This is a genomic window from Luteimonas sp. BLCC-B24, assembly GCF_028550595.1.
Lineage (GTDB): Bacteria > Pseudomonadota > Gammaproteobacteria > Xanthomonadales > Xanthomonadaceae > Luteimonas.
On the sequence record NZ_JAQQGN010000001.1, the window covers coordinates 353,912 to 376,574 of the forward strand.

The 22,663-nt window shown below is 69.0% G+C and carries 31 protein-coding genes, 1 tRNA gene and 1 other RNA gene; 20 read left to right on the plus strand and 13 right to left on the minus strand.

The features are described 5' to 3' along the window. Positions 1-61 precede the first annotated feature (61 nt). Both PQS31_RS01745 and PQS31_RS01750 read right to left on the minus strand, forming a co-directional pair. The gene (locus PQS31_RS01745; RefSeq protein ID WP_272760961.1) at positions 62-508 is read right to left on the minus strand and encodes a phage regulatory CII family protein; all 447 of its coding nucleotides are present in this window, start codon (positions 506-508) and stop codon (positions 62-64) included. A gap of 144 nt (positions 509-652) precedes the next feature. Next, positions 653-865 carry a hypothetical protein gene (locus PQS31_RS01750; RefSeq protein WP_336314318.1) on the minus strand — a complete coding sequence of 71 codons (213 nt, stop codon included), beginning with the start codon at positions 863-865 and terminating at the stop codon, positions 653-655. Positions 866-984: 119 nt separating this feature from the next. On the opposite strand from PQS31_RS01750, the gene PQS31_RS01755 reads away from it, so the two are divergent. From PQS31_RS01755 to PQS31_RS01830, 16 genes are all read left to right on the plus strand, one after another. Then, positions 985-1,626, plus strand: coding sequence for a S24 family peptidase (locus PQS31_RS01755; RefSeq protein ID WP_272760962.1), 642 nt, complete (start codon positions 985-987; stop codon positions 1,624-1,626). Next, complete coding sequence (locus PQS31_RS01760) at positions 1,623-2,105, plus strand: hypothetical protein (protein ID WP_272760964.1); 483 nt, start codon at positions 1,623-1,625, stop codon at positions 2,103-2,105. The genes PQS31_RS01755 and PQS31_RS01760 overlap by 4 nt, the downstream gene beginning before the upstream one ends. Before the next feature lie 163 nt (positions 2,106-2,268). Continuing rightward, positions 2,269-2,601, plus strand: coding sequence for a hypothetical protein (locus tag PQS31_RS01765; RefSeq protein WP_272760965.1), 333 nt, complete (start codon positions 2,269-2,271; stop codon positions 2,599-2,601). Further along, a complete protein-coding gene (locus PQS31_RS01770; RefSeq protein ID WP_272760966.1) occupies positions 2,598-2,798 on the plus strand; it encodes a hypothetical protein in 201 nt (66 codons plus the stop codon). Before PQS31_RS01765 ends, PQS31_RS01770 begins: the two co-directional genes overlap by 4 nt. Positions 2,799-2,966: 168 nt before the next feature. Further along, complete coding sequence (locus tag PQS31_RS01775; RefSeq protein ID WP_272760967.1) at positions 2,967-3,191, plus strand: hypothetical protein; 225 nt, start codon at positions 2,967-2,969, stop codon at positions 3,189-3,191. A 42-nt stretch (positions 3,192-3,233) separates the two neighbouring features. Continuing rightward, the gene (locus tag PQS31_RS01780) at positions 3,234-3,770 is read left to right on the plus strand and encodes a hypothetical protein (RefSeq protein WP_272760968.1); all 537 of its coding nucleotides are present in this window, start codon (positions 3,234-3,236) and stop codon (positions 3,768-3,770) included. A gap of 25 nt (positions 3,771-3,795) precedes the next feature. Further along, positions 3,796-4,083: a KTSC domain-containing protein gene (locus PQS31_RS01785; protein WP_272760969.1), complete on the plus strand. Its 288-nt coding sequence runs from the start codon at positions 3,796-3,798 to the stop codon at positions 4,081-4,083. A 291-nt stretch (positions 4,084-4,374) separates the two neighbouring features. Next, positions 4,375-5,265 carry a phage recombination protein Bet gene (bet, locus tag PQS31_RS01790; protein ID WP_272760970.1) on the plus strand — a complete coding sequence of 297 codons (891 nt, stop codon included), beginning with the start codon at positions 4,375-4,377 and terminating at the stop codon, positions 5,263-5,265. Beyond that, the gene (locus PQS31_RS01795) at positions 5,262-7,049 is read left to right on the plus strand and encodes a lambda-exonuclease family protein (protein ID WP_272760971.1); all 1,788 of its coding nucleotides are present in this window, start codon (positions 5,262-5,264) and stop codon (positions 7,047-7,049) included. Before bet ends, PQS31_RS01795 begins: the two co-directional genes overlap by 4 nt. Then, entirely contained in the window at positions 7,046-7,345 is a 300-nt protein-coding gene (locus PQS31_RS01800; RefSeq protein ID WP_272760972.1) for a hypothetical protein, read from the plus strand. Before PQS31_RS01795 ends, PQS31_RS01800 begins: the two co-directional genes overlap by 4 nt. A 163-nt stretch (positions 7,346-7,508) precedes the next feature. After that, positions 7,509-7,679: a hypothetical protein gene (locus tag PQS31_RS01805; protein ID WP_272760973.1), complete on the plus strand. Its 171-nt coding sequence runs from the start codon at positions 7,509-7,511 to the stop codon at positions 7,677-7,679. Further along, positions 7,672-8,253: a J domain-containing protein gene (locus PQS31_RS01810; RefSeq protein ID WP_272760974.1), complete on the plus strand. Its 582-nt coding sequence runs from the start codon at positions 7,672-7,674 to the stop codon at positions 8,251-8,253. The genes PQS31_RS01805 and PQS31_RS01810 overlap by 8 nt, the downstream gene beginning before the upstream one ends. After that, on the plus strand, positions 8,246-8,521 hold the full coding sequence (locus PQS31_RS01815) for a hypothetical protein (protein WP_272760975.1): 276 nt from the start codon (positions 8,246-8,248) through the stop codon (positions 8,519-8,521). The genes PQS31_RS01810 and PQS31_RS01815 overlap by 8 nt, the downstream gene beginning before the upstream one ends. Continuing rightward, complete coding sequence (locus tag PQS31_RS01820) at positions 8,518-11,082, plus strand: DNA methyltransferase (protein WP_272760976.1); 2,565 nt, start codon at positions 8,518-8,520, stop codon at positions 11,080-11,082. The genes PQS31_RS01815 and PQS31_RS01820 overlap by 4 nt, the downstream gene beginning before the upstream one ends. Further along, complete coding sequence (locus tag PQS31_RS01825) at positions 11,079-11,249, plus strand: hypothetical protein (RefSeq protein WP_272760977.1); 171 nt, start codon at positions 11,079-11,081, stop codon at positions 11,247-11,249. The genes PQS31_RS01820 and PQS31_RS01825 overlap by 4 nt, the downstream gene beginning before the upstream one ends. Continuing rightward, positions 11,246-11,446 (plus strand): AlpA family phage regulatory protein, encoded by a 201-nt coding sequence (locus PQS31_RS01830; RefSeq protein ID WP_272760978.1) that lies wholly within the window; start codon positions 11,246-11,248, stop codon positions 11,444-11,446. Before PQS31_RS01825 ends, PQS31_RS01830 begins: the two co-directional genes overlap by 4 nt. Here the strand turns inward: PQS31_RS01830 and PQS31_RS01835 are convergent. After that, positions 11,415-12,671, minus strand: coding sequence for a site-specific integrase (locus tag PQS31_RS01835; RefSeq protein WP_272760980.1), 1,257 nt, complete (start codon positions 12,669-12,671; stop codon positions 11,415-11,417). The genes PQS31_RS01830 and PQS31_RS01835 overlap by 32 nt on opposite strands. 582 nt (positions 12,672-13,253) lie before the next feature. Here PQS31_RS01835 and PQS31_RS01840 point away from each other — a divergent pair. After that, entirely contained in the window at positions 13,254-14,423 is a 1,170-nt protein-coding gene (locus PQS31_RS01840; RefSeq protein WP_272760982.1) for a zinc-dependent alcohol dehydrogenase, read from the plus strand. A gap of 34 nt (positions 14,424-14,457) precedes the next feature. On the opposite strand, the gene ffs is transcribed toward PQS31_RS01840, so the two are convergent. The 9 genes from ffs to PQS31_RS01885 form a co-directional block, all read right to left on the minus strand. Next, an RNA gene (ffs, locus tag PQS31_RS01845) (signal recognition particle sRNA small type) lies at positions 14,458-14,554 on the minus strand. 104 nt (positions 14,555-14,658) lie between these two features. After that, a complete protein-coding gene (locus tag PQS31_RS01850) occupies positions 14,659-15,072 on the minus strand; it encodes a hypothetical protein (RefSeq protein WP_272760983.1) in 414 nt (137 codons plus the stop codon). A 146-nt stretch (positions 15,073-15,218) separates the two neighbouring features. Then, positions 15,219-16,223 carry a cytochrome D1 domain-containing protein gene (locus PQS31_RS01855; protein ID WP_272760984.1) on the minus strand — a complete coding sequence of 335 codons (1,005 nt, stop codon included), beginning with the start codon at positions 16,221-16,223 and terminating at the stop codon, positions 15,219-15,221. Further along, positions 16,220-16,666, minus strand: coding sequence for a molybdenum cofactor biosynthesis protein MoaE (locus PQS31_RS01860; protein WP_272760985.1), 447 nt, complete (start codon positions 16,664-16,666; stop codon positions 16,220-16,222). Before PQS31_RS01860 ends, PQS31_RS01855 begins: the two co-directional genes overlap by 4 nt. 1 nt (position 16,667) lies before the next feature. After that, positions 16,668-16,910, minus strand: coding sequence for a MoaD/ThiS family protein (locus tag PQS31_RS01865; protein WP_272760987.1), 243 nt, complete (start codon positions 16,908-16,910; stop codon positions 16,668-16,670). After that, positions 16,907-17,455 (minus strand): cyclic pyranopterin monophosphate synthase MoaC, encoded by a 549-nt coding sequence (moaC, locus tag PQS31_RS01870; protein WP_272761436.1) that lies wholly within the window; start codon positions 17,453-17,455, stop codon positions 16,907-16,909. Before moaC ends, PQS31_RS01865 begins: the two co-directional genes overlap by 4 nt. A gap of 449 nt (positions 17,456-17,904) precedes the next feature. Beyond that, entirely contained in the window at positions 17,905-18,927 is a 1,023-nt protein-coding gene (gene moaA, locus PQS31_RS01875) for a GTP 3',8-cyclase MoaA (RefSeq protein ID WP_272760988.1), read from the minus strand. Continuing rightward, positions 18,924-19,691, minus strand: a complete 768-nt coding sequence (locus PQS31_RS01880) for an MBL fold metallo-hydrolase (RefSeq protein WP_272760989.1) — start codon at positions 19,689-19,691, stop codon at positions 18,924-18,926. The genes moaA and PQS31_RS01880 overlap by 4 nt, the downstream gene beginning before the upstream one ends. Then, on the minus strand, positions 19,691-20,449 hold the full coding sequence (locus PQS31_RS01885; protein ID WP_272760990.1) for a 3-deoxy-D-manno-octulosonic acid kinase: 759 nt from the start codon (positions 20,447-20,449) through the stop codon (positions 19,691-19,693). The genes PQS31_RS01880 and PQS31_RS01885 overlap by 1 nt, the downstream gene beginning before the upstream one ends. A 19-nt stretch (positions 20,450-20,468) precedes the next feature. Between PQS31_RS01885 and PQS31_RS01890 the strand changes: the two genes are divergently transcribed. Together PQS31_RS01890 and PQS31_RS01895 are read left to right on the plus strand one after the other, a co-directional pair. After that, the gene (locus PQS31_RS01890) at positions 20,469-21,575 is read left to right on the plus strand and encodes a glycosyltransferase family 9 protein (protein WP_272760991.1); all 1,107 of its coding nucleotides are present in this window, start codon (positions 20,469-20,471) and stop codon (positions 21,573-21,575) included. Continuing rightward, the gene (locus tag PQS31_RS01895) at positions 21,572-21,949 is read left to right on the plus strand and encodes a hypothetical protein (protein ID WP_272760993.1); all 378 of its coding nucleotides are present in this window, start codon (positions 21,572-21,574) and stop codon (positions 21,947-21,949) included. The genes PQS31_RS01890 and PQS31_RS01895 overlap by 4 nt, the downstream gene beginning before the upstream one ends. 15 nt (positions 21,950-21,964) lie before the next feature. On the opposite strand, the gene PQS31_RS01900 is transcribed toward PQS31_RS01895, so the two are convergent. Further along, positions 21,965-22,375, minus strand: coding sequence for a DUF6165 family protein (locus PQS31_RS01900; RefSeq protein ID WP_272760994.1), 411 nt, complete (start codon positions 22,373-22,375; stop codon positions 21,965-21,967). Positions 22,376-22,486: 111 nt separating this feature from the next. Between PQS31_RS01900 and PQS31_RS01905 the strand changes: the two genes are divergently transcribed. Further along, a tRNA-Ser gene (locus PQS31_RS01905) sits at positions 22,487-22,577 on the plus strand. The last annotated feature ends 86 nt before the right edge of the window (positions 22,578-22,663 follow it).

Here is a 22,663-nt window from a genome sequence, read left to right on the forward strand (position 1 = left end):
AGCCGAGCGCCGCGACAGAACCAGTTGAACCGCACGATGCGGATGGCAGGTGCCGTGGCGTTCATGCCTGCACCGGCCCCGCCGCCTGCGCATTGGCATGGCGGCCCACTTCGGTCATCGCGGCCTGCACAGCGGCGCACGCGCGGGCGATGTCGGCGGCTTCGTTCGGCGTGATGCGGTTGTCCGCCATCGCCTGGGAGAGGATCGAGGCCAGATCGCCCTTCGCAGCGGACGCCGCGAGCATGGCGCACATGATCGAGCCCACGCTCGGCGCGTCCGTTGCCTGCAGGGTGTAGCCGTGCTCCGAGGCCAGCGCGTGAAGCATGCGGTGGTCGCCGGTGACGCCCATGATTTCGCTGGCTTCGGCCAGGGTCAGGTGGTGCGTCGAGTTGTTCGGGTTGACCTTGTTGCGCAGGACGGCGGCGGACATCGCGATGCGGGGTGCGAGGGCTTCGCTCCCACCCGGGTAGTCCTTGACGGTCTTATGCGCGGCGTCGGTGATGTTCATGGGGACACTCGCTGAACGTGGTTTTCGACGCGGCCATGCCCGACGATGCGAGGCATGGAGACGATCGAATCAGGGAAGAGGTCCAGCGCCGGCGCCGCCGAGGAGAGCCATCGCCACGAGCGGGCCGGCACTGGACGCATGGGGTCAGGCGGCCTTGGGCTGGTTTTCAGCAGGAGGCGCGCCGAACTTTTCCGGGAACTTCGCTCTGAGCTCCCATTGCCTGCCTTGCGGAATCGGCTGGTCATCAGGCCACTGGCCGACGGCCCATCGCCCGATGGGCGGGGTGAACTGTCGTGCTAGCTCAGCATCCGTCTCGATGCCGAGAGCTCCTTTCACTGCGCGCTTGGTCATATCCATGCGCGCAGTCTAGACCTCTAGACATTGATGTCAAGCTCTCTAGTCAGATTCGCCCGTACTTTTCCAGTCCTATGGACACTATGGGCACGCGGCTAAAGGCCGCTCTAGACGAACGTGAGATGACGGCTGCAGACCTGGTGGCGCGCCGCATCCTGTCTCGCGCGGGCGTCTATCAATGGCTTGGCGACACCGTGAAGCCAGAAAAGGTTCGCTCTGAGACGGTCGCCAAGCTCAGCAAGGCACTCGGCGTGGAGCGCGATTGGCTTCAGTACGGCCGCGGCCCAATGCGGGCCGTCGAACCGGCAGTAGAGGTGGAAGACGACGGCCACGTCGGCATCCTGGGATTTGCTCAAGCCGCCGGGCTGTCTGATGGCGAGGAAGCGCTGGAGTACGCAGAGACGCACCGACTAAAGTTCCGCGCCGAGTCCTTGGCACGTAAGCGTCTGGCGCCGCGCGATCTCGCAGTTATGTACGGGAAGGGCGACAGCATGGAGCCTCGCATCCATGATGGTGATGCGATCCTGTTCGACCGAGCGGACATAAGACCGCGAGACGGTCACCTCTATGTCATTCTGGTGCCTGGGGTCGGTGCCGAGTCGTACAGCGTGAAACGGTGCGAAGTCATCGATGACCTCGTGTTCTTTCGCGCCGACAACCCGCGCGGCGACCACGGCTGGCGTAAACCGCGGCGCGTCGATGACGTGAAGCACCCGATTAAGATCATCGGCCGTGTCAGATGGATAGGGAGTTGGGAAGGATGAAGTTCGCGCTCGGGGTTGCCTTGGCTCTGGCTTCTGGCGCTGCGATTTCAGCAGATGATCCAGCATGGTTCACCTACACCTCCACGCATCCGATGCACGGACAGCAGACTGTCGCTACTGCCCAGGCAACGGAGACCTTCAACTTGCAGTTTCCTTACAGCGGGGAGCAGCGCGCTGAGTTGGAACTCCGCAAGCGACGCCGTGCTGGAGACGTGATCTTCTCGATTCAGCGAGGCCAGCTCGTCTGTGGTTCATCCTCGTGCTACGTGGGCATTCGCTGGGGCGATGGGCCCCCGCTTACCTTCCGTGGATCGCCCTCAAGCGATGGGTCGTCGGAGACGATTTTTATCCCGGGCTTTGGCCAATTCGTGAAACGCCTTGCTGAGTACGACCGGGTGCTGATCGAGGTGGACATCTATCAGCACGGAAGGAAAACCTTCGAGTTCAAGACATCAGGCTTCGACCCCACCGTCTTCTGATATCAAGCCCGCTCCGGCGGGCTTTTTCTTATCTTCTCCGCACCTCGGCAGAGAGGCACTGAGAAATTTGTCTAGACCTCTTGACAACGGAGTCTAGTGCTCTAGACTCACCCCATCGCCCACCGATACCCCGGATCACCCGGGCGGGCTGATGGAGACAGCGGTGCAGCAGCGCGATCAGGACGTGGCCCACGTGCCCAGTTCCGACCCGACCCGCGGCCCGTTCGTGGCGCACGGGATGACGGTCTGGAACGGCGACGGTTCGATCGAGGTCGCCCGGTGCGTCAGCCGGCAGCTCTGCCCGGCCGGCAACGCGGCGAATGCCCGGCAGCTCGCCCTCGGAAGTGAGGCGCTCTACGCGCTGGCCGACCTGGTGGCTGCGCTGACGCGCGGCGACGAGCCGCAGGCCGCCGTCCAGACCGCGGCCAACGTGCTGCAGCGCGCGGGCATGGCGCCGACCCCCGCTCGCCCGGTCGAGCTGCAGGTGGCGGCATGAGCGTCCTGACCTTCGCCCTGCCGGTTCGCCCTGAGCCAGCCACCCCGGGGCCGTGGACCATCGTCCGCAGCTTCAACGGCTTCCGCATTACCCGCACCTGGTCGGACGGCTGGTATCAGGTCCGCCGCACCGAGCACCTACGGACGGTGGAACAAGCACAGTCCGCCCTCGCCAGCGTCACCGGAGCGCAGGCATGACCGACTTCCAGGCCGGCCTGCTTTTCGGCGCCCTCTGCGGGCTGTTTGTCGGCGAATTGCTGTCGCTGGCGATCGGCTACTTCGCGCGCCGCGCCTCGGGCGAGATCGCATAACCCCGCCCTTCCCTCCTTCGCCCATCTCCAGGCCCACGGCCGCACAGGAGCCGCCATGTCGAACGTCATCCCGATGCACGCCGCCCGCGCCGCGAAGGCCCAGGGCGTGTTCGCCCAGACCAACATCGCCGCGCGCCGGCTCGGCTACAGCGATCACCTGGCGCTGCGTGCGGCCCAGCGTGCGCGCGACGCCTACAACGCCGGCGGCAAGTCCGCGGGGCGCGTGGTGTCTGAGGTGCGCGAATCCCTCCGCCGCTCGGCCGAAAGCCAGCTCGCCTGACCACCCCGCCGGCGGTGGCCGGCATCACCGACGAGGTATCCCATGTTTCAGCTGGAAGCTCACGAGGCCTGCATCAGCAACTTGAACAGCCGCATCGAGCGGCACGGCGAAGAGCGCGCGCTCGCGGCCGACGTGAAGTTCACCACCAGCGCCAGCAATTCGGTGCTCGACCAGTTCGGCCCCGGCCTCAAGGAAGCGTTCTTCCGGAAGCCGACGAAGGGCGAGCAGCCGGATCTGCCGAACATCGGCGGAAGCGGCCTGTCCGCGGTGAAGTTCCCCAGCCTGGAACCGCTGAAGCTCGCGCACGAGTTCACCGGCTACGAGCTGCAGATCGACGGCCTGCTCGAAGGCACCGAGCCGATCGTGCTGGTCGACGTGAAGCTGAAGCGCTTCGTTTTCGAGCCGAAGGAAGGCGGCAGCGTGGAGCTGTCGTTCACCGCCTCGGCGAACGTCGACGCGGACGAACTCGCCGAACTGGCCGAGGCCCTGGTCCGCGAGGACGTGCGCCTGACGCTGAAGTCGCCGGCAAAGGCCAGCACCGACGAGCACCCGCAGCAGCAGCTGTCGGACGCCGCCTGATCACCACCACCGCACGGAGCATCCCATGACCCAGCGCATCGAACTGATCGACGTCGACTCGTCGCAGATCCACAGCATCGGCCACGACGCCGAGACCAACACGCTCGCCATCCGCTTCACGAAGGGCTACCGCGAGAACCGCGGGCCGGGCGCGCTCTACCACTACGCCAACGTCGATGCCGCCGCGTTCGAGGCGCTGCGCGATGCCGAATCGATCGGCCGGCACTTCGGCCAGCACATCAAGCCGTTCCCGCAGCAGTACCCGTACACGCGCATCGACGAGCCGGCAGCACCGCTGGCCCAGGCGGCCTGATCTACGGAGAGGAATGCGCAGGCTGATGTGACTCGCGAGATGCCCGCGAGCGGTAGGGCGAGATTGAGCAGAAGCGGTAGGTAGGCACTTACACAGTGACCGCAGAGCGATTGCCCGCACCCGATGCCGGATATCAGCACCGGCCCTCTCCACCTCCCCCCGCGGCGCTTCCCCGGCGCCGCTCCACCCGCCCCGGCCGGGCAATGCCGGGATCCATTCCAAACACCGGGCTGGCGCCCTCTTTGACCGAGTTGCGCCCGCGCGAAGCCAGACCACCGATCGGAGACCACGATGAACCAGGTTGCACGAATCCCCCAGCGCGACGGCGCGCTGGTCACCGCGGAGCAGGCTGACGCCATCCGCACCGCGCTCAAGTCCAGCCTGTACCCGGGTGCATCCGACGCGTCCGTCGACATGGTGCTGGCGTACTGCCGAGCCGCGGGCCTCGACCCCATGCAGAAGCCCGTGCACATCGTCCCGATGTGGGACAGCAAGGCACGGCAGACGCGCGACGTGGTGATGCCCGGCATCGGCCTGTACCGCACCAACGCGGCGCGCACGGGCGAGTTCGCCGGCATGAGCGAGCCGGAGTTCGGGCCGATGGTCACCGAGCGCCTGGGCGGCCGCGAGGTCACGTTCCCGGAGTGGTGCAAGGTCACGGCCTATCGCCAGCTGCCCACCGGCCACATCGCCGAGTTCACCGCCACCGAGTACTGGGTCGAGAACTACGCGATCAAGGGCGGCAAGGAACAGGACCAGTCGCCCAACGCGATGTGGTCGAAGCGCGTGCGCGGCCAGATCGCGAAGTGCGCGCAGGCCCAGGCGCTGCGCATGGCGTTCCCGGAGGCCGTGGGTTCGGCGCCGACCGCCGAGGAGATGGAAGGCAAGACGCTCGAGGGCGAGGCCACGATCGTCGCGCAGCCGGCGCGCGTGGAGCTTCCCGAGTATCCGGCCGCTGACTTCGAGAAGAACCTGGCCATGTGGCGCGGCGTCATCGAAAGCGGCCGCAAGACCGCCGACGACATCATCGCGATGGTCAGCAGCAAGGGCCGTCTGAGCGCGGAGCAGATCCGGAAGATCCGCGGGCCCGCCCCCGCCGCTGCCGCTGAGGCTCAGCCCGCACCGGTCGATGACGACGCGCCTATCGACTGGAGCGACGACGAGCAGGAGCCGCGCGCATGAAGATCGTCGAACTCACCCAGGGGACCCCGGAGTGGCAGGCCCACCGCGCGCAGCACCTCAACGCCAGCGACGCGCCGGCGATGCTCGGCATCTCGCCCTACAAGTCCCGCAGCGAACTGGTGCGCGAGACCGCCACCGGCGTCAGCGCCGAGGTCGACGACGCGACGCAGCGCCGGTTCGACGACGGCCACCGCTACGAGGCGCTGGCCAGGCCGATCGCTGAGCAGATCATCGGCGAGGATCTGTTCCCGTGCGTCGGCACCGAGGGCAAGTACTCCGCCAGCTTCGACGGCCTGACGCTGATGGCCGATGCCGCGTTCGAGCACAAATCGCTCAACGACACCCTGCGCGCGGCGATGGTCGAGGGCTGCAAGGGCGCGGACCTGCCCGAGCACTACCGCGTGCAGATGGAGCACCAGTGCATGGTGTCCGGCGCCGAGTCGGTGCTGTTCATGGCGTCGAAGTGGAATGGCGACGAGCTCGTGGAGGAGCGGCACTGCTGGTACTACGCCGACCTCGAGCTGCGCGAGCGCATCGTCGCCGGCTGGACGCAGTTCGAGGCCGATGTCGCTGCGTACGAGACGCCGGCCAGCGCGCCGCACGTCGCCCCCGGCCGCGCGCCGGACCAGCTGCCGGCCCTGCGCGTCGAGGTCACCGGCATGGTCACCGCGAGCAACCTCGCAGAGTGGAAGGACGCGGCGATCGCGGTGTTCCGCGGCATCAGCACCGATCTGCAGACCGATCAGGACTTCGCGGACGCCGAGAAGACCGTGAAGTGGTGCGGCGACATCGAGGAGCAGCTGAAGGCCGCCAAGGCACGCGCGCTCAGCCAGACCGAGAGCATCGAGGAACTGTTCCGCACGATCGATCAGATCAGCGCCGAAGCCCGCGAGAAGCGCCTGGACCTCAACAAGCTGGTCACCCGCCGGAAGGAGGAGCGCCGCAGCGAGATCGGCAACGCGGCGCGGCGCGCGGTGCTGGAGCACGTGCGCGCGATCAACGAGAGCCTCGGCGAGTGCGCCATCGATCCGCCGGCGACGCTGGTGCCCGACATCGCCGCCGCGATCAAGGGCAAGCGCTCGTTCGCCGCCATGCAGGAGGCAGTCGACGCGGTCGCCGCCAACGCGAAGATCGCGGCGAGCCAGCAGGCGGACCGCGTGCGCGCGAATGCGGCGATCTTGGCTCAGCACGCGGAGCACGCCCATCTCTTCGCCGACCGGGTCTCGCTGTGCGCGTCGAAGGCGCCTGACGACCTGCGGAACCTGGTGGCGGCGCGCGTCGCCGAGGCCCAGCGCGCGGAGGCCGAGCGGCTCGAGCAGGAACGCGAGCGGATCCGGCAGGAAGAAACAGCGAGGATCGAACGGGAGCAGGCCGAGGCAGCAGCGGCCGAGGCGGAGCGCGTCGAGCGTGCGCGCGCCCAGGCCGCCCAGCAGGAGCCGGAGGGAAACGCCGGCGCCGGGGCTGCACCTGCCCCGACCGCTGCCGCCACTGCGGCATCTGGCACTGCTCCCGCTGCAGCGACTGGCGATGTGGTCGCGCCGCGGCTCGGTGAGCGCATCGCAGCTTCGGTATCGGCTCCGAGTACTGCCCGGATCAAGCTCGGCGATATCAATGCCCGCATCGCGCCGCTCTCGATCGACGCGGCCGGCCTGGCCTCGCTGGGCTTCCAGCCGGTCGGCGTCGAGCGTGCGGCGAAGCTGTACCGCGAGGCGGACTTCCCGCTGATCTGCACCACCCTCGCCGCGCGGCTCGTGCAGGCCGGCGAAGGGAAGCTCGCGGCATGAAGGCCTGGCGCACCACCGAACTGGCCACCCTGCGCGCGCACGCCGGCGGCGACGCCCTGCGCATTGCCGCGCGCCTCGGCCGCACGCCGCGCGCGGTGCAGGACAAGGCCCGCTCGGTCGGTGCGCCCGCGCCGCGCATGCCGCACGCGAAGTACTGGCCCGACAGCACGCGCCGCCGCGCCCGCGCACTCCGCGCCGCCGGCAAGTCCGTCGCATCCATCAGCAATGCCCTCGGCGTGCCCTTCGGGACCGTGCGCCGCTGGGTCTACGAATCCCGGGAGTCAGCAGCGGCATGAGCGCACCGGCGGCCCACGAGTGGGAGAAGGTCGGGCGCTACCTCTATCGGTGCCCGTGGTGCGGCGCATGCCGCAAGAGCTATCGGAAGCCTGACCCCGAAGCGCTGTCCCAGCGCGACGCACAGCTTCAATACGACGCCCTGCGGGGCAAGGACAGGACGAAATGAGCGGAACCATCGACACCCAGGACAAGATCGACGCGCTGGCATGGGCGATCGCGATCATCAATCAGCACGCGCCGGCGGCTGGCTATGACCAGCTGGACCGCAACCGGCTGCACGCGCTCAGGACCATGCGCGACGACGCGCAGCGCGAGGCGCGCGGCAATGGCTGAGCGCCCGACCGAACGCTATCCACTGACCTGGCCGCAGGGCTGGCCGCGCACGCCCACGCACAAGCGCGAGCGCAGCAGCTTCAAGGTCACCCCCGGGCAGGCCGTGACCGATCTCCTGGAAGAGCTGCGCCGGCTCGGCGCGCGCGATGTGATCCTGAGCAGCAACCTGATGCTCCGCGCAGACGGCATTCCCTACGCGCGCCAGCCGAAGCACGACGACGAAGGCATCGCGGTCTACTTCACCCGCATGGGTGTCGAGATGGTGCTCGCCTGCGACAAGTTCCTGCGCCGCGAGGAGAACATGCGCGCGATCAGCAAGACGATCGACGCGATCCGCGGCATCGAGCGCTGGGGCAGCAGCGACATGATGGAGCGCGCCTTCACCGGCTTCACCGCGCTCCCGTCGCCGGTGGCGCTGTCGTGGCGCGACGTGCTCGATCCGGCCGATCCGCTCGGCAGCTATCGCCGGCTCCGCTCCCAGGCACACCCCGACCGCGGTGGCCGCGATGCCGAGTTCGCGAAGGTCGAAGCCGCGTGGGCGGCCTACCAGAAGGAGACCGGCGCGCATGGCTGACCGTCACCACCGGCGCCGCGCGCCGCGGAAGAACTGGGGCTTCAGCTGGGGCCGCGTCACGTCCGCCCGCGGTGGCCTGCCGCCCACGTCGGTGGAATGGCGGCTGTTCCGACGCGATCACACCGGCCGCCTGCACTTCGCCTATCGCCGGTTCGCGGTCGACACGCCGCGCGAGCACATCGCGCGCGTGCTGCTGGTCGCGCGCCGGCAGCTGCGTGAGGCCGTCGACGAGATCGATCTGGCAGCGCTGATGCGGGAGGCCGCTTGAACCTCCTCGCATACGACCAGTTCCTGCGCGCGAAGGCTGCAGTCGCGCCGCGCACCGGCGTGCAGGTGCTCCCGGCGGAAATCAGCACCGTCCTGAAGCCGCACCAGCGCCTGGCCGTCCAGTGGGCGGTTGACGGCGGACGCCGCGCGCTTTTCGCCGCCTTCGGCCTCGGCAAGTCGGTGATGCAGATCGAGGCAGTACGCATCGGCGCCGAGCGTGCCGGCGGCATGGGCCTGATCGTGATTCCGCTGGGCGTGCGGCAGGAGTTCGTACGCGACGCCGCGATGCTCGGCGTGCCGGTGAAGTTCATCCGCACGATCGAGGAAGCCACCGATCCGCGCGGCCTCTACCTGACCAATTACGAGACGGTGCGCGACGGCAAGCTCGATCCCCGCGCCTTCGTCGCGGTCAGCCTGGACGAGGCTGCGATCCTCCGAGGCTTCGGCGGCTCGAAGACCTTCCGCGAGTTCATGGCCACGATCGCCGGCGACGACCGAGCGGCGGGTGTGAAGTCGGCCGGCATCCCGTATCGCTTCGTCGCCACCGCGACGCCCAGCCCGAACGAATACATCGAGCTGCTCGCCTACGCCGCGTTTCTCGGGATCATGGACGTGGGTCAGGCAAAGACCCGGTTCTTCAAGCGCAACAGCGAGAAGGCCGACCAGCTGACGCTGCACCCGCACAAGGAGCGCGAGTTCTGGCTCTGGGTCGCCAGCTGGGCGCTCTTCATCCAGAAGCCCTCGGACCTCGATCCCAGCTTCAGCGACGAGGGCTATGACCTGCCCCCGCTCGACGTGCGCTGGCACGAAGTCGCGACCGATCACGGCGCCGCCGGCGTCGAGAAGGACGGCCAGGCCCGGCTGTTCCGGTCCACATCGCTCGGCCTGCAGGAGGCCGCACGCGAGAAGCGCGACAGCCTGCCGACGCGGCTGGCCAAGCTGATGGAGCTCCGCGCCGAAGACCCCGACGCACATCGGATCCTCTGGCACGACCTCGAGTCCGAACGCGAGGCGCTGGAAGGCGCCATCCCCGGCCTGGCCACGGTCTACGGATCGCAGGAACTTGAGCACCGGGAATCGCTGGTCATCCAGTTCAGCGACGGCGAGATCCCTGAGCTGGCCGGCAAGCCGGTGATGCTCGGCTCGGGCTGCAACTTCCAGCGGCACTGCCACTGGTCCATCTACCTCGGCATCGGCTTCAAGTTCGCCGACTGGATCCAGTCGATCCACCGCCTCTACCGCTTCATGCAGACCGAGACGGTCCGCATCGACCTGATCTACACGGAGGCCGAGCGTGACGTGCGCCGGCTGCTCGAGCGCCGCTGGCGCCAACACAACGACATGGTGGAGAAGATGACCCAGATCATCCGCGAGTACGGTCTCTCGCATGCGTCTATGGCCGGCATGCTGGCGCGATCGCTCGGCGTCGATCGCGTCGAGGCTTCGGGCGACGGCTACACGATGGTGAACAACGACTGCGTGCTGGAGACCGCGCGCATGGACGCGGACAGCGTCGACCTGATCGTGACCAGCATCCCCTTCGCGACGCAGTACGAGTACACGCCCAGCTACAATGACTTTGGGCACACCGACAACAACGCGCACTTCTGGCAGCAGATGGATTTCCTGATCCCGAACCTGCTGCGCGTGCTTAAGCCGGGCCGCGTCGCCTGCATCCACGTGAAGGATCGGATCACCCCGGGCGGCATCAACGGCCTTGGGTTCCAGACGGTGCAGCCATTCTCCGATGAGTGCATCGCCGCATTCCAGAAGCACGGCTTCGCGTTCCTGTCGCGCGTGACGGTGGTGACCGACGTCGTGCGCGAGAACAGCCAGACCTACCGTCTCGGCTGGTCTGAGCAGTGTAAGGACGGCTCGCGCATGGGCAACGGCATGCCGGAGTACGTGCTGAAGTTCCGGAAGCCGCCCACCGATGGCGCCAACGGCTATGCCGACGTGCCGGTCTCGAAGTCCAAGGACGTGTTCACGCGGCCGCGCTGGCAGTTCGATGCGCACGGCTTCTGGCGCAGCAGCGGCAACCGCCCGTTGGCGCCCGAGGATCTCGACGGCCTGGACCAGGCAGCGATCTTCAAACTGTTCCGCCGGCACAGCCTGGAGAGCGTCTACGACTTCCGCCACGACGTGCGCATTGCCGAGCACGTGGCGGAGTCCGGATGGCTTCCGTCGTCCTTCATGCTGCTGCAGCCGCAGTCGTGGCACCCGGATGTCTGGACTGACATCACACGCATGCGCACGCTCAACAGCCACCAGGCGCACAAGGGCCAGGAGCAGCATCTTTGCCCGCTGCAGTTCGACATCGTCGAGCGCTGCATCGAGCAGCACTGTATGGCCGGCGAGCTGGTGCTCGATCCGTTCGGCGGCATCGGTACCGTGCCCTACATGGCCCTGAAGATGGGCCGGCGCGGCTATGCGTCAGAGCTGAATCCTAAGTACTTCCTCGACGCCGCGGCGTACTGCGCCAGCGTGGCGAACGAGCAGTCGATGCCCGGCCTGTTCGATGCTCTGGAAGCGGCGGCGCCGGACATCCAGGAGGCAGCGTGAGTCAGCAGCTGTTCCCCCGCGCCCCGCGCCGTATGAAACAACCGCGCAAGGATCTGCTGCGCGACGAGCTGGCACGCGCGGCCGCCGAGATCGAGCGGCTGCGCATCGAGAACGAACACCTGCGCCGGCCCTGGTGGCGGCGCCTGATCCCGAGGAAGGCGGCATGAGCGCAGCAGAGAAGATCGAAGAACTCCGCACCCTGGACGAGGTGCAGGCCATGACGGGCATGGGCTCGACGTGGATCTATGAGCAGGTCAAGGCCGGGGCATTCCCGGCGCCGATCAAGATCGGGCGGCGCTCGCTCTGGGTGCTGTCCGAGCTCGACGCATGGGTCAGGGCGCAGGTGCGCGCCGCTCGGGCGTGAGCGACCAGCAGTAGTCGGCCCAGTCCTGCATGAGCGCGCGCCGCTTCTCGATCAGAGTGCCGCGCGCGTATGCCGCTCGGGTCTTGTCGCTGATCACGTGCGCCAGCGCCACCTCGGACATGTCGTCCGGATAGTCGGTCGTCTCGCGCGCCCAGTCCTTGAACGTCGACCGGAAGCCGTGGACGGTCACGTGGCCATAGCCCATGCGCTTAAGCAGCGCGAGCATGGCGTTCTCGCTCAGGGGCTCGCCGGTGACGTCGTTGGGGAACACCAGCCGCCGGCCGAGCCGCGGCGACACGATGGCCAGGGCCGGACCCGACAGCGGGACGACGTGCTCCCGCTTCGCCTTCATTCGCTCGCGCGGCACCGTCCAGAGGCTCCCGGCGAACTCCGCCGGCAGCGCGCCCGTAGCCATGCCGGTGCGCGACGCGGTGAGGATGGTGAACTCGAGCGCGCGCGCAGCCTCGCCGCGGCGATCGTTGAGCGCGCGCATGAAGGACGGCAGCTCCGCGAATGGGAGGGCCGGGAAGTGCTCGACCGGCGCCACGGTGGACCGCTTCGGCAGGAGCATGGACAGGTGGCCCTTCCAGCGCGCCGGGTTCTCACCCTCACGCTGGCGCTTCGCCGTCGCCGCGTCCAGTACCGCCTCGACGCGCTGGCGCACCCGCGTCGCGGTCTCGGTCTTCGTGGTCCAGATCGGGCGGAGGACGGCGAGGATGTCGTCGGTGTCGATCGCGTCGACGCGCTTGCCGCCGATGACCGGGCGGGCGTAGGTGTCGAGCGTGCTCGTCCACTGCCCCGCGTGCTTGGCGTTGCGCCAGCCCGGGCGCTGTTCCTCGATGAAGGCCTGGGCGGCCTCCCAGAACGTCGGCACGCCGCCTGCGCGCGCCGCTGCGGCTTTGCGCGCTGCGAGCGGATCAACTCCCGCCAGAAGCTGGCGACGCGCCTCCTGCGCAGCCTCGCGTGCGTCTGCTAGGCTCACGGTGTGCAGAGGACCCATCCCCATCTCCGGGCGCCGTCCGGCGAACCGGTAGCGGAACACCCAGGTCTTCGCGCCGGTGGACGTCACCTGCAGGTACAGGCCGCCGCCGTCCGGGTAGTAGCCGGCATCGGCCAGCGTGGCTACCTTGCGCGCCGACAGCTTGAACAGCTCCCGCCCCATCCCTACCCGCCCGCCTACCCGCCCATCGAGCGCGGATTGTAACGGACGGTAGCGGATAGCCAAGGACGTGAAACGTAGGCGCAAGCCCGCCACGACGCGGTTTCACGGTCCCTGGCGGCGACAGGCGGAACAGCGCGCTTCGGACCCTCTCTCCGCCAATTTGAAAGTGGGTAGATGGTCCGAGTCGCGTGGGTTTCGCCGGCGACGCGATGCGGGGTGAGAACCCCCGCGGGTTCGACAGGCCGCGCAGCGGCCTGCACGGCGAAGCCGCCCGAAGGGCGAGGCGCGCGAGCGCCGAGTGAATCCCCCTCTCTCCGCCAGATCAGAGCAGAACGCCCCGCAAGGGGCGTTCTGTGTTTCGGGTCATGCGCTCGTGCGGTTGATGCGCACGATCATGATCGCGCGCTGCCCGACACTAACGCCACGAGCGCCGATGTACGCCGGAATTTCCGCGATGCGGCCGCTCGTGATTCGCGGTGATCCTCCCGGCGGAAGGCCGAGCCAGCATGCATGCGATGCCGGCGCGACGCGCCGGGCGCTGCGCCGGCAACTCTGACGACAATCGCGGCGCGCGCAACGCGCTTGCTCACACGACGCACCCGCCGTCGCTGGTGGGATCGGGGTTCCCCCAGCAAAGGACTCCCGATGAAGGCCCTCACCTATCACGGCACGCGAGATGTCCGGGTCGAAACCGTGCCCGACCCCGTGCTCCACGATGCCGACGACATCCTGCTGCGCGTCACCGCGACCGCGATCTGCGGTTCCGACCTGCACCTGTACCGCGGCAAGATTCCCGAGCTGCACGATGGCGACATCCTCGGCCACGAGTTCATGGGCGTGGTCGAGGACATCGGCCCCGACGTGACCAACGTGCGTGTCGGCGACCGGGTGGTGATCCCGTTCGTCATCGCCTGCGGCGACTGCTTCCACTGCCAGCTGTCGGAATTCTCGGCCTGCGAGACCACCAATACCGGCCAGGGCGCCTCGCTGAACCGCAAAGGCATGCGCCCGCCGGCGGCGTTGTTCGGCTACAGCCATCTGTATGGCGGCATCGCCGGTGGCCAGGCTGAGTTCGTGCGGGTGCCCAAGGCCAACGTCGGCCCGCTGGTGATCCCCGAGGGCCTCGCCGACGAACAGGTGCTGTTTCTCTCCGACATCCTGCCCACCGGCTATCAGGCGGTGCTCGACGCGAACGTGACCGAAGGATCGACGGTGGCGATCTTCGGGGCGGGCCCGGTCGGCCTGATGGCGGCGGCCTGCTGCCGCATGCTCGGCGCCGAACGCATCTTCATGGTCGACCGCTACCAGTACCGGCTCGATTTCGCACAGGCCACCTACGGGGTGATTCCGATCAACTTCGAGGAAGTCGACGATCCGGCCGACTTCATCGTCTCGCAGACCAAGGGCCGCGGCGTGGACGCCTCGATCGATGCGGTAGGCTTCGAGGCGAAGGGCAGCAAGGTCGACACCCTGATGACCGGCCTGAAACTCGAGACCAGCAGCGGCGCGGCGATCCGCCAGTGCATCGCGGCGACGCGGCGCGCGGGCACGGTCAGCATTCCCGGGGTGTATTCGGGCTTCATCCACGCCTTCATGCTCGGCGACGCGTTCGACAAGGCCCTGACGTTCAAGATGGGCCAGACCGACGTGCAGCGCTACATGCCGGAACTGCTGGCGCGGGTCAATGACGGCGATCTTCGTCCCGACGTGATCATTTCCCATCGGATGTCCCTGACCGACGCGGCCAAGGGCTACGAGATCTTCGACGGCAAGGACGAAGCGGACGCCTGCCGCAAGGTCGTGTTGACGCCTTGACCGGCGCACCGGGCCATCGTCCGACATGGCGATGGCCCCGCCGACTGACCTCGGCACCCGCATCGATCGATACCGTTGCTGCCTTCCGGCCCTGGCGGGATTTTCAATCTAGCGTCGCGAGGGGCCGACGGGGCCACCATGGAAACGAACGATCCGGGTCTTGCACCGGCCCCGCGTCGAAGCGGGACGCGGAGTCTAGCAGGACGGCGACGGCGCGCCTATCGCTGGACCGCGCTCAGCGGGCGCCCACGCGTTCGACCTCGGGCCGACCGGCGGTCTGACTGAACCGGAACGCATACGACAGGCGCACGGCGGTCGGCGTCTCCACCACGCCCTCCGCCGTGCACGCGTCGTCGCCCGTGTAGCCGACCGGTGCCTCGCAGAGCAGCGCCGGCGCATACCGCCAACCGGCAACGGCCGTGCGCACCGCCTCCAGAAGCACCGCGGTGTCGCCGGTGGACGCCGCGGCACAGTCGCCGTCCTGGCGCGGCGCGACGGCCGTCACCTGCCCGGCCGCGTCCACCACCACATCGACGCAGACCGTCGCCGGCGGCAGGCGCTGCGCCAGCAGCGCCTCCGGATAGACCGGCAGCGCGACATCGGCCTCGAGATTGGGATGGAGAAACCGCTGGTGGGGTACCCGCTCCATGCGCCGGGTATCCGCCGCGGGCGCGAGCAGTGTCGCGCCCACCGCGCCCGTGGGCGCTGGCATCGGCGACGGCGACGGCGTAAAGACGGTCGGCGTCGACGTGCACGCCGTCAGCAGGACCAGACAGCCGCCCGCGAGCGAGCGCCTCATTCCGGTGAGGCCGGCACGATCGCGAGCGCGTCGGGCTCACGGCCCGTGGCCCAGTGGTCGATCACCCGCCAGTCGCGCGTATCGATGACCGCCACGCGGTCCGCACCGCTGATCGCGACATAGGCGCGGCCCGCGGCCGGATCGACCACCGCACCGATCGGCAGCGGTCCACGCCCGAGCAGGGTGTCCTGCAGCGCGGCATCGGACGGCGTCAGGGCGACGGTCGTGATCGCGGCCTGCGCGGCCACGTCGAACACCGACAGCGTGGCCGCGGTGGCGTTGGTGACCAGCGCATGGCGGCCGTCCGGCGTGAAGACGACGCGGATCGGAAAGCCTGCGCTCGGCAAGGTGGCGACGATCTCGAGCGTCTCGGGATCGTGAATGGTCACGCTGTCGTCGGCGCGGTTGGTCACCCAGACGCGGCCGTCGGGCGCGATCGCGATGCCCTCGGCGCCGGCCCCGGCAGGCCGCTCGGCGGTGACCCGCATCGTCGCCACATCCACGCGCACCACCGTCCCCGCGCGGATCTTGCTGACGTAGGCCGCGGCGCCATCCGGCGAGACCGCGACCATGTGGCCCACGCCCTCGCCCACATCGGCGACGCCGCTCACCTCACCGCGCGCGACGTCCACACGCAGCAGGCTGCCACTGGACTCGGTGGTCACCAGGGCATCGCCGTCCGCCAGCAGCTGCAGACCATGCGGACGGCCGTGCGCACCGAGATCGATGGTGCGTGTGCGCCCGTCCGTGAGCTCGATGACCGTCAGCGCGTGGTGGGGCTCGCGGTGGCCGTAGGTCGTGACCACCGCGCGGTGCCCGTCCGCGGAGACCGCGATTTCGTGCGGTGCGGGGCCGGTGGCGTACTCGGCGACGCGCTGGCCGGTGGCCGTGTCGAGGGCCCAGACGGTGTCGGCCGACTTGTTGCCCACCAGCAGACGCGACTGCGCCTGGGCGCCGAATGCGAACGCGACGAGCACTGCGGACAGCATCAGGCGCTTCATGCCGCGCCTCCGTCCGGCGCGCGCTCGGGATGAAGCCACCCCGCCTCGCCGTCGGCATAACGTTCGTGCTTCCAGATCGGCACCCGGTCCTTGATCGAATCGATGATGTAGCGGCAGGCATCGAACGCCGCGCCGCGATGCGCCGCGCTCACGCCCACCCACACCGCCATGTCGCCGATCGCCAGATCGCCGATGCGGTGCACGCAGACCGCGCCGCACAGGTCGAACCGCGCGCGCGCTTCGGCGAGCACCTGCTCGCCCTCGCGCTCGGCCAGCGCGACATAGGACTCGTAGCGCAGGCCACGCACCGGACGCCCGTCGTTGTGATCGCGCACCCAGCCCTCGAAGCTGGCGAACGCGCCTGCACGATCGTCCTCGAGACGCCGGCGCAGCGGAGCGAGATCGAGCGGCGCATCCGCCAGCCAGAACATGCGGTCGTCCATGTCAGCCTCCGCTGACCGGTGGAATGAAGGCGATCTCGCTGCCGCCGCGCGGCGCGTCGTCCCAGCGTGCGAAGGCGCCGTCGACCGCCACGCGCAGGCGCTCGACCGGAAGCGCGAAGCCGTGCAGCGCCTGCACCTCCGCGTACAGCGCACGCAGGTCGGACGCGGCCGTGTCGCGGGTTTCGGCGTCGGTGCCGGCACGATCGCGCAGGCTGGCGAAATACAGCAGACGGACTTCGGTCATCGCTTCGGTTCCTGTTTCCGGGGGCGCGTGGTGCGCGTCGAGGGTGCAACGGTGCCGACGTCGCGCTTGCCGCCGCGCTTGCCGACGAGTTTCGCCGGGCCCAGCACGATCGCATGCGACAGCGCCTTGCACATGTCGTAGACCGTCAGCGCGGCAACGGTCGCGCCCGTCAGCGCCTCCATCTCGACTCCGGTGCGATGCGTGGTCTTGACCGTGCAATCGATGCGCAGCTCGCGCTCGCCCTGCCACGCGATCGCAATCGCGATGCCGTCGATCGGCAGCGGATGGCAGAACGGAATCAGCTCGTGCGTACGCTTGACCGCCATCGTGCCGGCGATGATCGCGGTATCGACGATGCCGCCCTTCGCGCTCTTGAGGCCGTTGGCCTGCAGCTGAGCGGCCACGTCCGAGGGGAAGCGCACCCGGCATTCGGCGCTGGCGACGCGGGCTGTGGTCGCTTTCGCGGACACGTCGACCATGGTCGGCCGGCCGGCGGCGTCGATGTGGGTCAGCGCCACGGGCGCTTCTGGTTTCGTGCGGGGCATGCGCCTGCGTCGTAACTGTGGAGCGCCGATGGTACCGGGTGAATCCGGAGCGGGCCGCGATGCGGCGGGTCGCCGGTTCGTCTGCGCGCCGCCGCGCGGGAACGCCGGGGGCTCGTGCGTGCGTCGCGCGGGCTGCGGGGATCCGCCGAAGGCGCCGGAGGCGTGCCACGCGGATGGCGTCGGGCCGAGGGCGCCTCCCCCGTCTCGGGACGGCCACACGGCGAATCGTGCCGTGTGTCCGGTTTCCGGCGTTCTCCGGCATGTCGATGCGGATCCCGGGAGCACGCCGCGCACTTGGGCGAAGTCGGGATCCCGCGGCTCGGACGCTCGCATCGATGCAGGGGGCGATCTGCCGGCACCCGGTGAAATCACGTCGCGCGGGAGCGACGGACGCGAGCGCCGGGCCGCGCCTCGCGGGCGCGCGGCGCGGATGACCATCGGCGGCCCGCTCAGCCGCCGACCAGGAACATCTCGACCTGCTTGCGGGGTGCGTGCACGCGGCCGCGCAGCTCGCTGTACCGATCCGCGCGGCGCGACCACAGCGTGGCCAGCCGCGTCGAGAACGCGGCGTCACCCTCTGCGAGCCAGGCGCGCAGCGGCTGGCCGCTGCCGGAGAACAGGCAGGTGTAGAGGCTGCCGTCGGCCGACACGCGCGCGCGCTGGCAATCACCGCAGAACGGCGCGGTGACTGAACTGATGAAGCCGATCTCGCCCGCACCGTCGGCGAACGCGTGGCGCTCGGCCACTTCGCCGCGGTAGTTGGCATCCAGCGCGCGCAAGGGCCAGCGGGCATCGATGCGCGCATGCAGCTCGCGTGAGGGGACCACGCGGGCGCGGTCCCAGCCGTTGCAGGTGCCGACATCCATGTATTCGATGAAACGCAGCACGTGGCCGGTGCCGCGGAAATGCGCAGCCAGGCGCTCGACCTCGTGGTCGTTGACGCCGCGCTGGACCACGCAGTTGAACTTGATCGCGGAAAACCCCGCACGCTCGGCCGCGGCGATCCCCGCCAGCACATCGTCGATCTCGCCGCGCCCGCCCGACAGCGTGCGGAACAGCGCGGGGTCCAGCGCATCGAGGCTGATCGTCAGGCGCTGCAACCCGGCGTCGCGCAGCGCCTGCGCATGGCGCGCCAGCAACGCGGCGTTCGTGGTCATCGCCAGGTCCTCGATACCCGGCACCTTCGCCAGACGCGCGACCAGCGCCGGCAGGCCCTTGCGCAGCAAGGGCTCACCGCCGGTCAGACGCAACTTGTGCATGCCCAGACGCGCGAAGCCGCGCACCAGGGTCTCGATCTCGTCGAAGGACAGCCGCCCGGCCTGGTCGAAGCCGTAGTCGTCGGGCACGCGATCGGCCGGCATGCAGTAGCCGCAGCGGAAATTGCAGGCCTCGATCACCGACAGGCGCAGGTCGTGCAGCGGACGTCCCAGACGATCGAGCGGTGCCTGCGCCGGGTCGGGCAGCGCGCTCATGCGACAGAAGTCTGCGCAGACCGCGGTGCACGCAATGCGAAGCACGCGCCCGGGCGCGCGACGCGATGGCCGCGCGCCTCCAGCGCCGCGCCGTCGGCTTCGCAGGCATAGTGATAAAGCACGCAGCGCGTCAGCAGTTCGCGCGGATATTCGCGTTCGAGATCGTCGATGCCGCTGTGCGACGGATTACCGTGCAGACCGCAATCGTGGGCGACGAGTTCATCGCGGTCCGCGAAGCGCGCGAGCATTTCAGGAATCGGCCGCGTATCCCCGCTCCAGGTCAGGCTGCCCGGCAACCGCAGGCCGTAGGCCGTCTCCGGCCAGTGATGACGGACCGGAAAGACCTCGAACCGCTGCCCGTCGTGCCAGAACGCATCGCCGACCGGGATCAGCTGGAACGCGTCCCAGAAGTTGGCACCGCCCTCGGCCAGCACGTTGGGATAGTCGCCCACGCGCCGGTGCAGCAACGGCACCACCGGCGCCGGCACGTAGACCGGCAGGCGTCCGCGTCGCGCGGGATCGAAATAGCGGTCGACGAACAGGCGTTCGAAGCCGGCGACATGATCCAGGTGCACATGGGTGACGAACAACGCGCGCGGTGCCTCGCCGTACCGCGCCAGATAGGCGGTCAGGCCTTCGGCGCCGCAGTCGATCGTGAGCCACGGCCGGCCGTCCCGCTCGATCGTCGCCATCGGCGAGCCGAGCGCGACCGCCGAGGCATTGCCGACCCCCTGGAAGCGCAGGGCCCAGTCGCAGGCGGCCATCAGGTGCCCCGGCTCCACAGCGTGTCGTAGGACCGGCGCAGGCGCGCGAAATCCTCGGCCACCGCCTCGGGCGCGCGCGCGCCGCGCAGCTTCAGCAGCGAGCGCTCCAGCCGGGCCAGGTTGCGCGCGCGCCAGCGGGTTTCGGGAATGCGCAGCTGGCCGCGATCGAGATCGATCAGCCAGCCCTTGCCCAGCGAGTCGAACAGGATGTTGTGGGCGTTGAGATCGGCATGGTCGAGACCGGCGCGGTGGAAGCGCGCGATCAGCCGGCCGGTCTGCTCCCAGGGCGCGTCGGCCGCCGACTCGGCGGCGAGGTCCGCCAGCGAGCGCACGTCGGGCAGGCGTTCAACGAGGATCCAGGCGCGGTAGCTCAGGCCCCGGCGCAGATAGCTCGCGGCGATGGGTTCGGGCACGGGCAGGCCGCGACGCAGCAGTTCGCGCAGCAGCCGGTACTCGACGAAGCTGCGGACCCGCGCGCTGCCGCGCCACAGGTGCAGTTCGCGATTCACCCGCCCGACCAGGCCGCCACGCAGGTACTGACGCAGCACGCAGGGGCCATGGGTGGCGTCGATGAACCACGCCCCGCCGCGTCCGCTGCCTTCCACCTGCTGGGCGCGACTGCCCCAGAGCGCCGGATCGAACCAGCGCGGGTCGGCTTGCCGCAGTTGCGTACCGTCGAACAGAATGGCCCCGTAATCACCCGCGCGACCGGCGGCCGGAATCGGCGTCAGGCTCTCGCTGGGATCGAATCTGTTCATCCAGCGAGTCTATCAAGCCTTGACCCCCGCCCCGCCCGATTCCGCCGCGTCCGCGCCTGCTTTCAGGCCGCGTTCGATCTGCCTGCTGCGGCTGTCGGCGCTCGGCGACGTGACCCACGTGCTGCCGCTGATCCGCACCCTGCGCGCCGCGTGGCCCGACGTCGCGCTGACCTGGGTGATCGGCAAGGGCGAGCACCGCCTGCTCGACGGTCTGCGCGGTGTGGACTTCGTGGTCTACGACAAGAAGACCGGCCTCGCCGGCATGCGGGCACTGCGGCGTGAGCTGAAGGCGCGTCTGGGCGATGCCGGACGGTTCGACGTGCTGCTGCAGATGCAGGTGGCCGCGCGCGCCAACCTGCTGTCGGCATTCATTCCGGCACGCATGCGGGTGGGCTACGACGCCGCGCGCTCCAAGGATCTGCACGGACTTTTCGTCAATACCCGCATCCCGGACCGCCCGGGCATCCATGTGCTCGATGCCCTGGGCAGCTTCTGCGAACCGCTGGGGCTGCGGCAGACACAGGTGAGCTGGGCCGACATGCCGGTTCCCGACGAGGCGCATGCCTGGGCGCGTGCGCAGTGGGACGACGACGGTCGGCCGGTGCTGATGATCTCGCCGTGTTCCAGCCACGTGCGCCGCAACTGGTATCCCGACCGCTACGCGGCCCTTGCCGATCACGCCGCCGATGCCGGCTGGCGCATCGTGCTGTGCGGCGGGCGCAGCGATCTCGAACGGCAGACGACGGACGCGATTCTCGCCGCGATGCGCGCCGAGGCTCTCGATCTCGTCGGCAAGGACACGCTGAAACAGCTGCCTGCCCTGCTCGCACGCGCCCAGTTGCTGGTCACCCCGGATTCCGGCCCGATGCACATCGCCAACGCGATGGGCACCAAGGTGCTCGGCCTGCACGCCGCCAGCAATCCGGCGCGTAGCGGCCCCTACTCCGATCGCCGGTTCTGTGTGGATCGCTACGACGATGCGGCCCGGCGTTTCCTCGGCAGGCCGGCGGCCGACCTCGCCTGGGGCACGAAGATCGAGTTCGACGATGTCATGGCGCTGGTGACCGTCGACGACGCGATCGCCGCGTTCGAACGCCGGCGCGACGATCTGGCGGCGATCGGGTGACACCGTTCACCGCCGGCGTCGTCGCTTCGCTGGTCGGCGCGATCGTCGGCGCGGTGGTGGGCGGCGCGGTGAGCTGGCTGCTCAACCGCCAGCTGCATGCCCAGCAGCTGGAACGTCTGCGCACGCAATACAAGACCGAATTCGCCGCCGAGGACACCGCGCGGCACTTCCTCGGCCACAAGGGCTATACCGACCGTTCGTTCGAGGTGCTGCGCAAGCACCTGGGCGGCTTCGACGACGACGAACTGCGCCGGATCCTGGTACGTGCCGGCGCCGTGCGCACCTACCGCGACGACGGCAGCGAGTGGTGGCGCCTGCTGAGCCGGATGGACGAGTACATCGAGCACAAGGCCGGCGCCGCGCGCCGGCCGTGATGTGCGCCCTCGGCCTCAGGGCGCGGCCGCGCCGCTGCGATACTCCTCGTACGACTTCTCCTCGACGTAGGCCGAGCCCAGCGCCAGATTGATCTCCTTCTTGATCCGCGCACGTTCGTCGTTCTCGAAGTACACGCTGCGCGCAAGCCGGATGAATTCGTCGTCGAAGGCCTGCGCCTTCTCCTTCAGACGGATGTCGTCCTCGATCACCCAGAGCCGCTCGTTGACCGCCTTGAGCTCGGCGCGCAGGCGCACGATATCGTGACCGGCGGCGGGATGCGCCATCCACGTGGTCTCGAGTGCGGTCAGTTCGTTTCGGATATTGGCCAGCTTGGCCTCGTCGCGGATGCGCTCGGACTTGATCTGCAGGATCGCGATCTTGTCCAGCAGCTCACCGAACGACACGGGGGCGGAAATCTCGGACATGGGCAACCTGAGGTGGACGACGTGGCCGCACAGTGTAGCGGGCCGCTTGTCGGCCGCGCAGGCGGCCCGTATGATTGCGCCCCCGACAGTCGCCCAGCGACGCCGGGATCTGGAGAGGTGGCAGAGCGGTTGAATGTACCTGACTCGAAATCAGGCAGGCGTTAATAGCGCCTCGGGGGTTCGAATCCCCCCCTCTCCGCCAGATCATGCAGAACGCCCCGCAAGGGGCGTTCTGCGTTTGTGATCACCGGGTTAAGGCCGGGCATCGCAATTTCTGCACCCGGTGAA

What these genes read in the sequence shown, in the direction of transcription:
- PQS31_RS01760 (WP_272760964.1), top strand. Translation starts at nt 1,623, where the DNA reads ATGAAGTTCGCGCTCGGGGTTGCCTTGGCTCTGGCTTCTGGCGCTGCG.
- PQS31_RS01800 (WP_272760972.1), top strand. Translation starts at nt 7,046, where the DNA reads ATGAAGGCCTGGCGCACCACCGAACTGGCCACCCTGCGCGCGCACGCC.
- PQS31_RS01840 (WP_272760982.1), top strand. Translation starts at nt 13,254, where the DNA reads ATGAAGGCCCTCACCTATCACGGCACGCGAGATGTCCGGGTCGAAACC.
- PQS31_RS01860 (WP_272760985.1), bottom strand. Translation starts at nt 16,666, where the DNA reads ATGGACGACCGCATGTTCTGGCTGGCGGATGCGCCGCTCGATCTCGCT.
- PQS31_RS01830 (WP_272760978.1), top strand. Translation starts at nt 11,246, where the DNA reads ATGAGCGCAGCAGAGAAGATCGAAGAACTCCGCACCCTGGACGAGGTG.
- PQS31_RS01855 (WP_272760984.1), bottom strand. Translation starts at nt 16,223, where the DNA reads ATGAAGCGCCTGATGCTGTCCGCAGTGCTCGTCGCGTTCGCATTCGGC.
- PQS31_RS01745 (WP_272760961.1), bottom strand. Translation starts at nt 508, where the DNA reads ATGAACATCACCGACGCCGCGCATAAGACCGTCAAGGACTACCCGGGT.
- PQS31_RS01775 (WP_272760967.1), top strand. Translation starts at nt 2,967, where the DNA reads ATGTCGAACGTCATCCCGATGCACGCCGCCCGCGCCGCGAAGGCCCAG.
- PQS31_RS01885 (WP_272760990.1), bottom strand. Translation starts at nt 20,449, where the DNA reads ATGAACAGATTCGATCCCAGCGAGAGCCTGACGCCGATTCCGGCCGCC.
- PQS31_RS01780 (WP_272760968.1), top strand. Translation starts at nt 3,234, where the DNA reads ATGTTTCAGCTGGAAGCTCACGAGGCCTGCATCAGCAACTTGAACAGC.
- PQS31_RS01750 (WP_336314318.1), bottom strand. Translation starts at nt 865, where the DNA reads ATGGATATGACCAAGCGCGCAGTGAAAGGAGCTCTCGGCATCGAGACG.
- PQS31_RS01815 (WP_272760975.1), top strand. Translation starts at nt 8,246, where the DNA reads ATGGCTGACCGTCACCACCGGCGCCGCGCGCCGCGGAAGAACTGGGGC.
- PQS31_RS01755 (WP_272760962.1), top strand. Translation starts at nt 985, where the DNA reads ATGACGGCTGCAGACCTGGTGGCGCGCCGCATCCTGTCTCGCGCGGGC.
- moaA (WP_272760988.1), bottom strand. Translation starts at nt 18,927, where the DNA reads ATGAGCGCGCTGCCCGACCCGGCGCAGGCACCGCTCGATCGTCTGGGA.
- PQS31_RS01785 (WP_272760969.1), top strand. Translation starts at nt 3,796, where the DNA reads ATGACCCAGCGCATCGAACTGATCGACGTCGACTCGTCGCAGATCCAC.
- PQS31_RS01805 (WP_272760973.1), top strand. Translation starts at nt 7,509, where the DNA reads ATGAGCGGAACCATCGACACCCAGGACAAGATCGACGCGCTGGCATGG.
- PQS31_RS01900 (WP_272760994.1), bottom strand. Translation starts at nt 22,375, where the DNA reads ATGTCCGAGATTTCCGCCCCCGTGTCGTTCGGTGAGCTGCTGGACAAG.
- PQS31_RS01850 (WP_272760983.1), bottom strand. Translation starts at nt 15,072, where the DNA reads ATGGAGCGGGTACCCCACCAGCGGTTTCTCCATCCCAATCTCGAGGCC.
- PQS31_RS01865 (WP_272760987.1), bottom strand. Translation starts at nt 16,910, where the DNA reads ATGACCGAAGTCCGTCTGCTGTATTTCGCCAGCCTGCGCGATCGTGCC.
- moaC (WP_272761436.1), bottom strand. Translation starts at nt 17,455, where the DNA reads ATGCCCCGCACGAAACCAGAAGCGCCCGTGGCGCTGACCCACATCGAC.
- PQS31_RS01880 (WP_272760989.1), bottom strand. Translation starts at nt 19,691, where the DNA reads ATGGCCGCCTGCGACTGGGCCCTGCGCTTCCAGGGGGTCGGCAATGCC.
- PQS31_RS01795 (WP_272760971.1), top strand. Translation starts at nt 5,262, where the DNA reads ATGAAGATCGTCGAACTCACCCAGGGGACCCCGGAGTGGCAGGCCCAC.
- PQS31_RS01810 (WP_272760974.1), top strand. Translation starts at nt 7,672, where the DNA reads ATGGCTGAGCGCCCGACCGAACGCTATCCACTGACCTGGCCGCAGGGC.
- PQS31_RS01770 (WP_272760966.1), top strand. Translation starts at nt 2,598, where the DNA reads ATGAGCGTCCTGACCTTCGCCCTGCCGGTTCGCCCTGAGCCAGCCACC.
- bet (WP_272760970.1), top strand. Translation starts at nt 4,375, where the DNA reads ATGAACCAGGTTGCACGAATCCCCCAGCGCGACGGCGCGCTGGTCACC.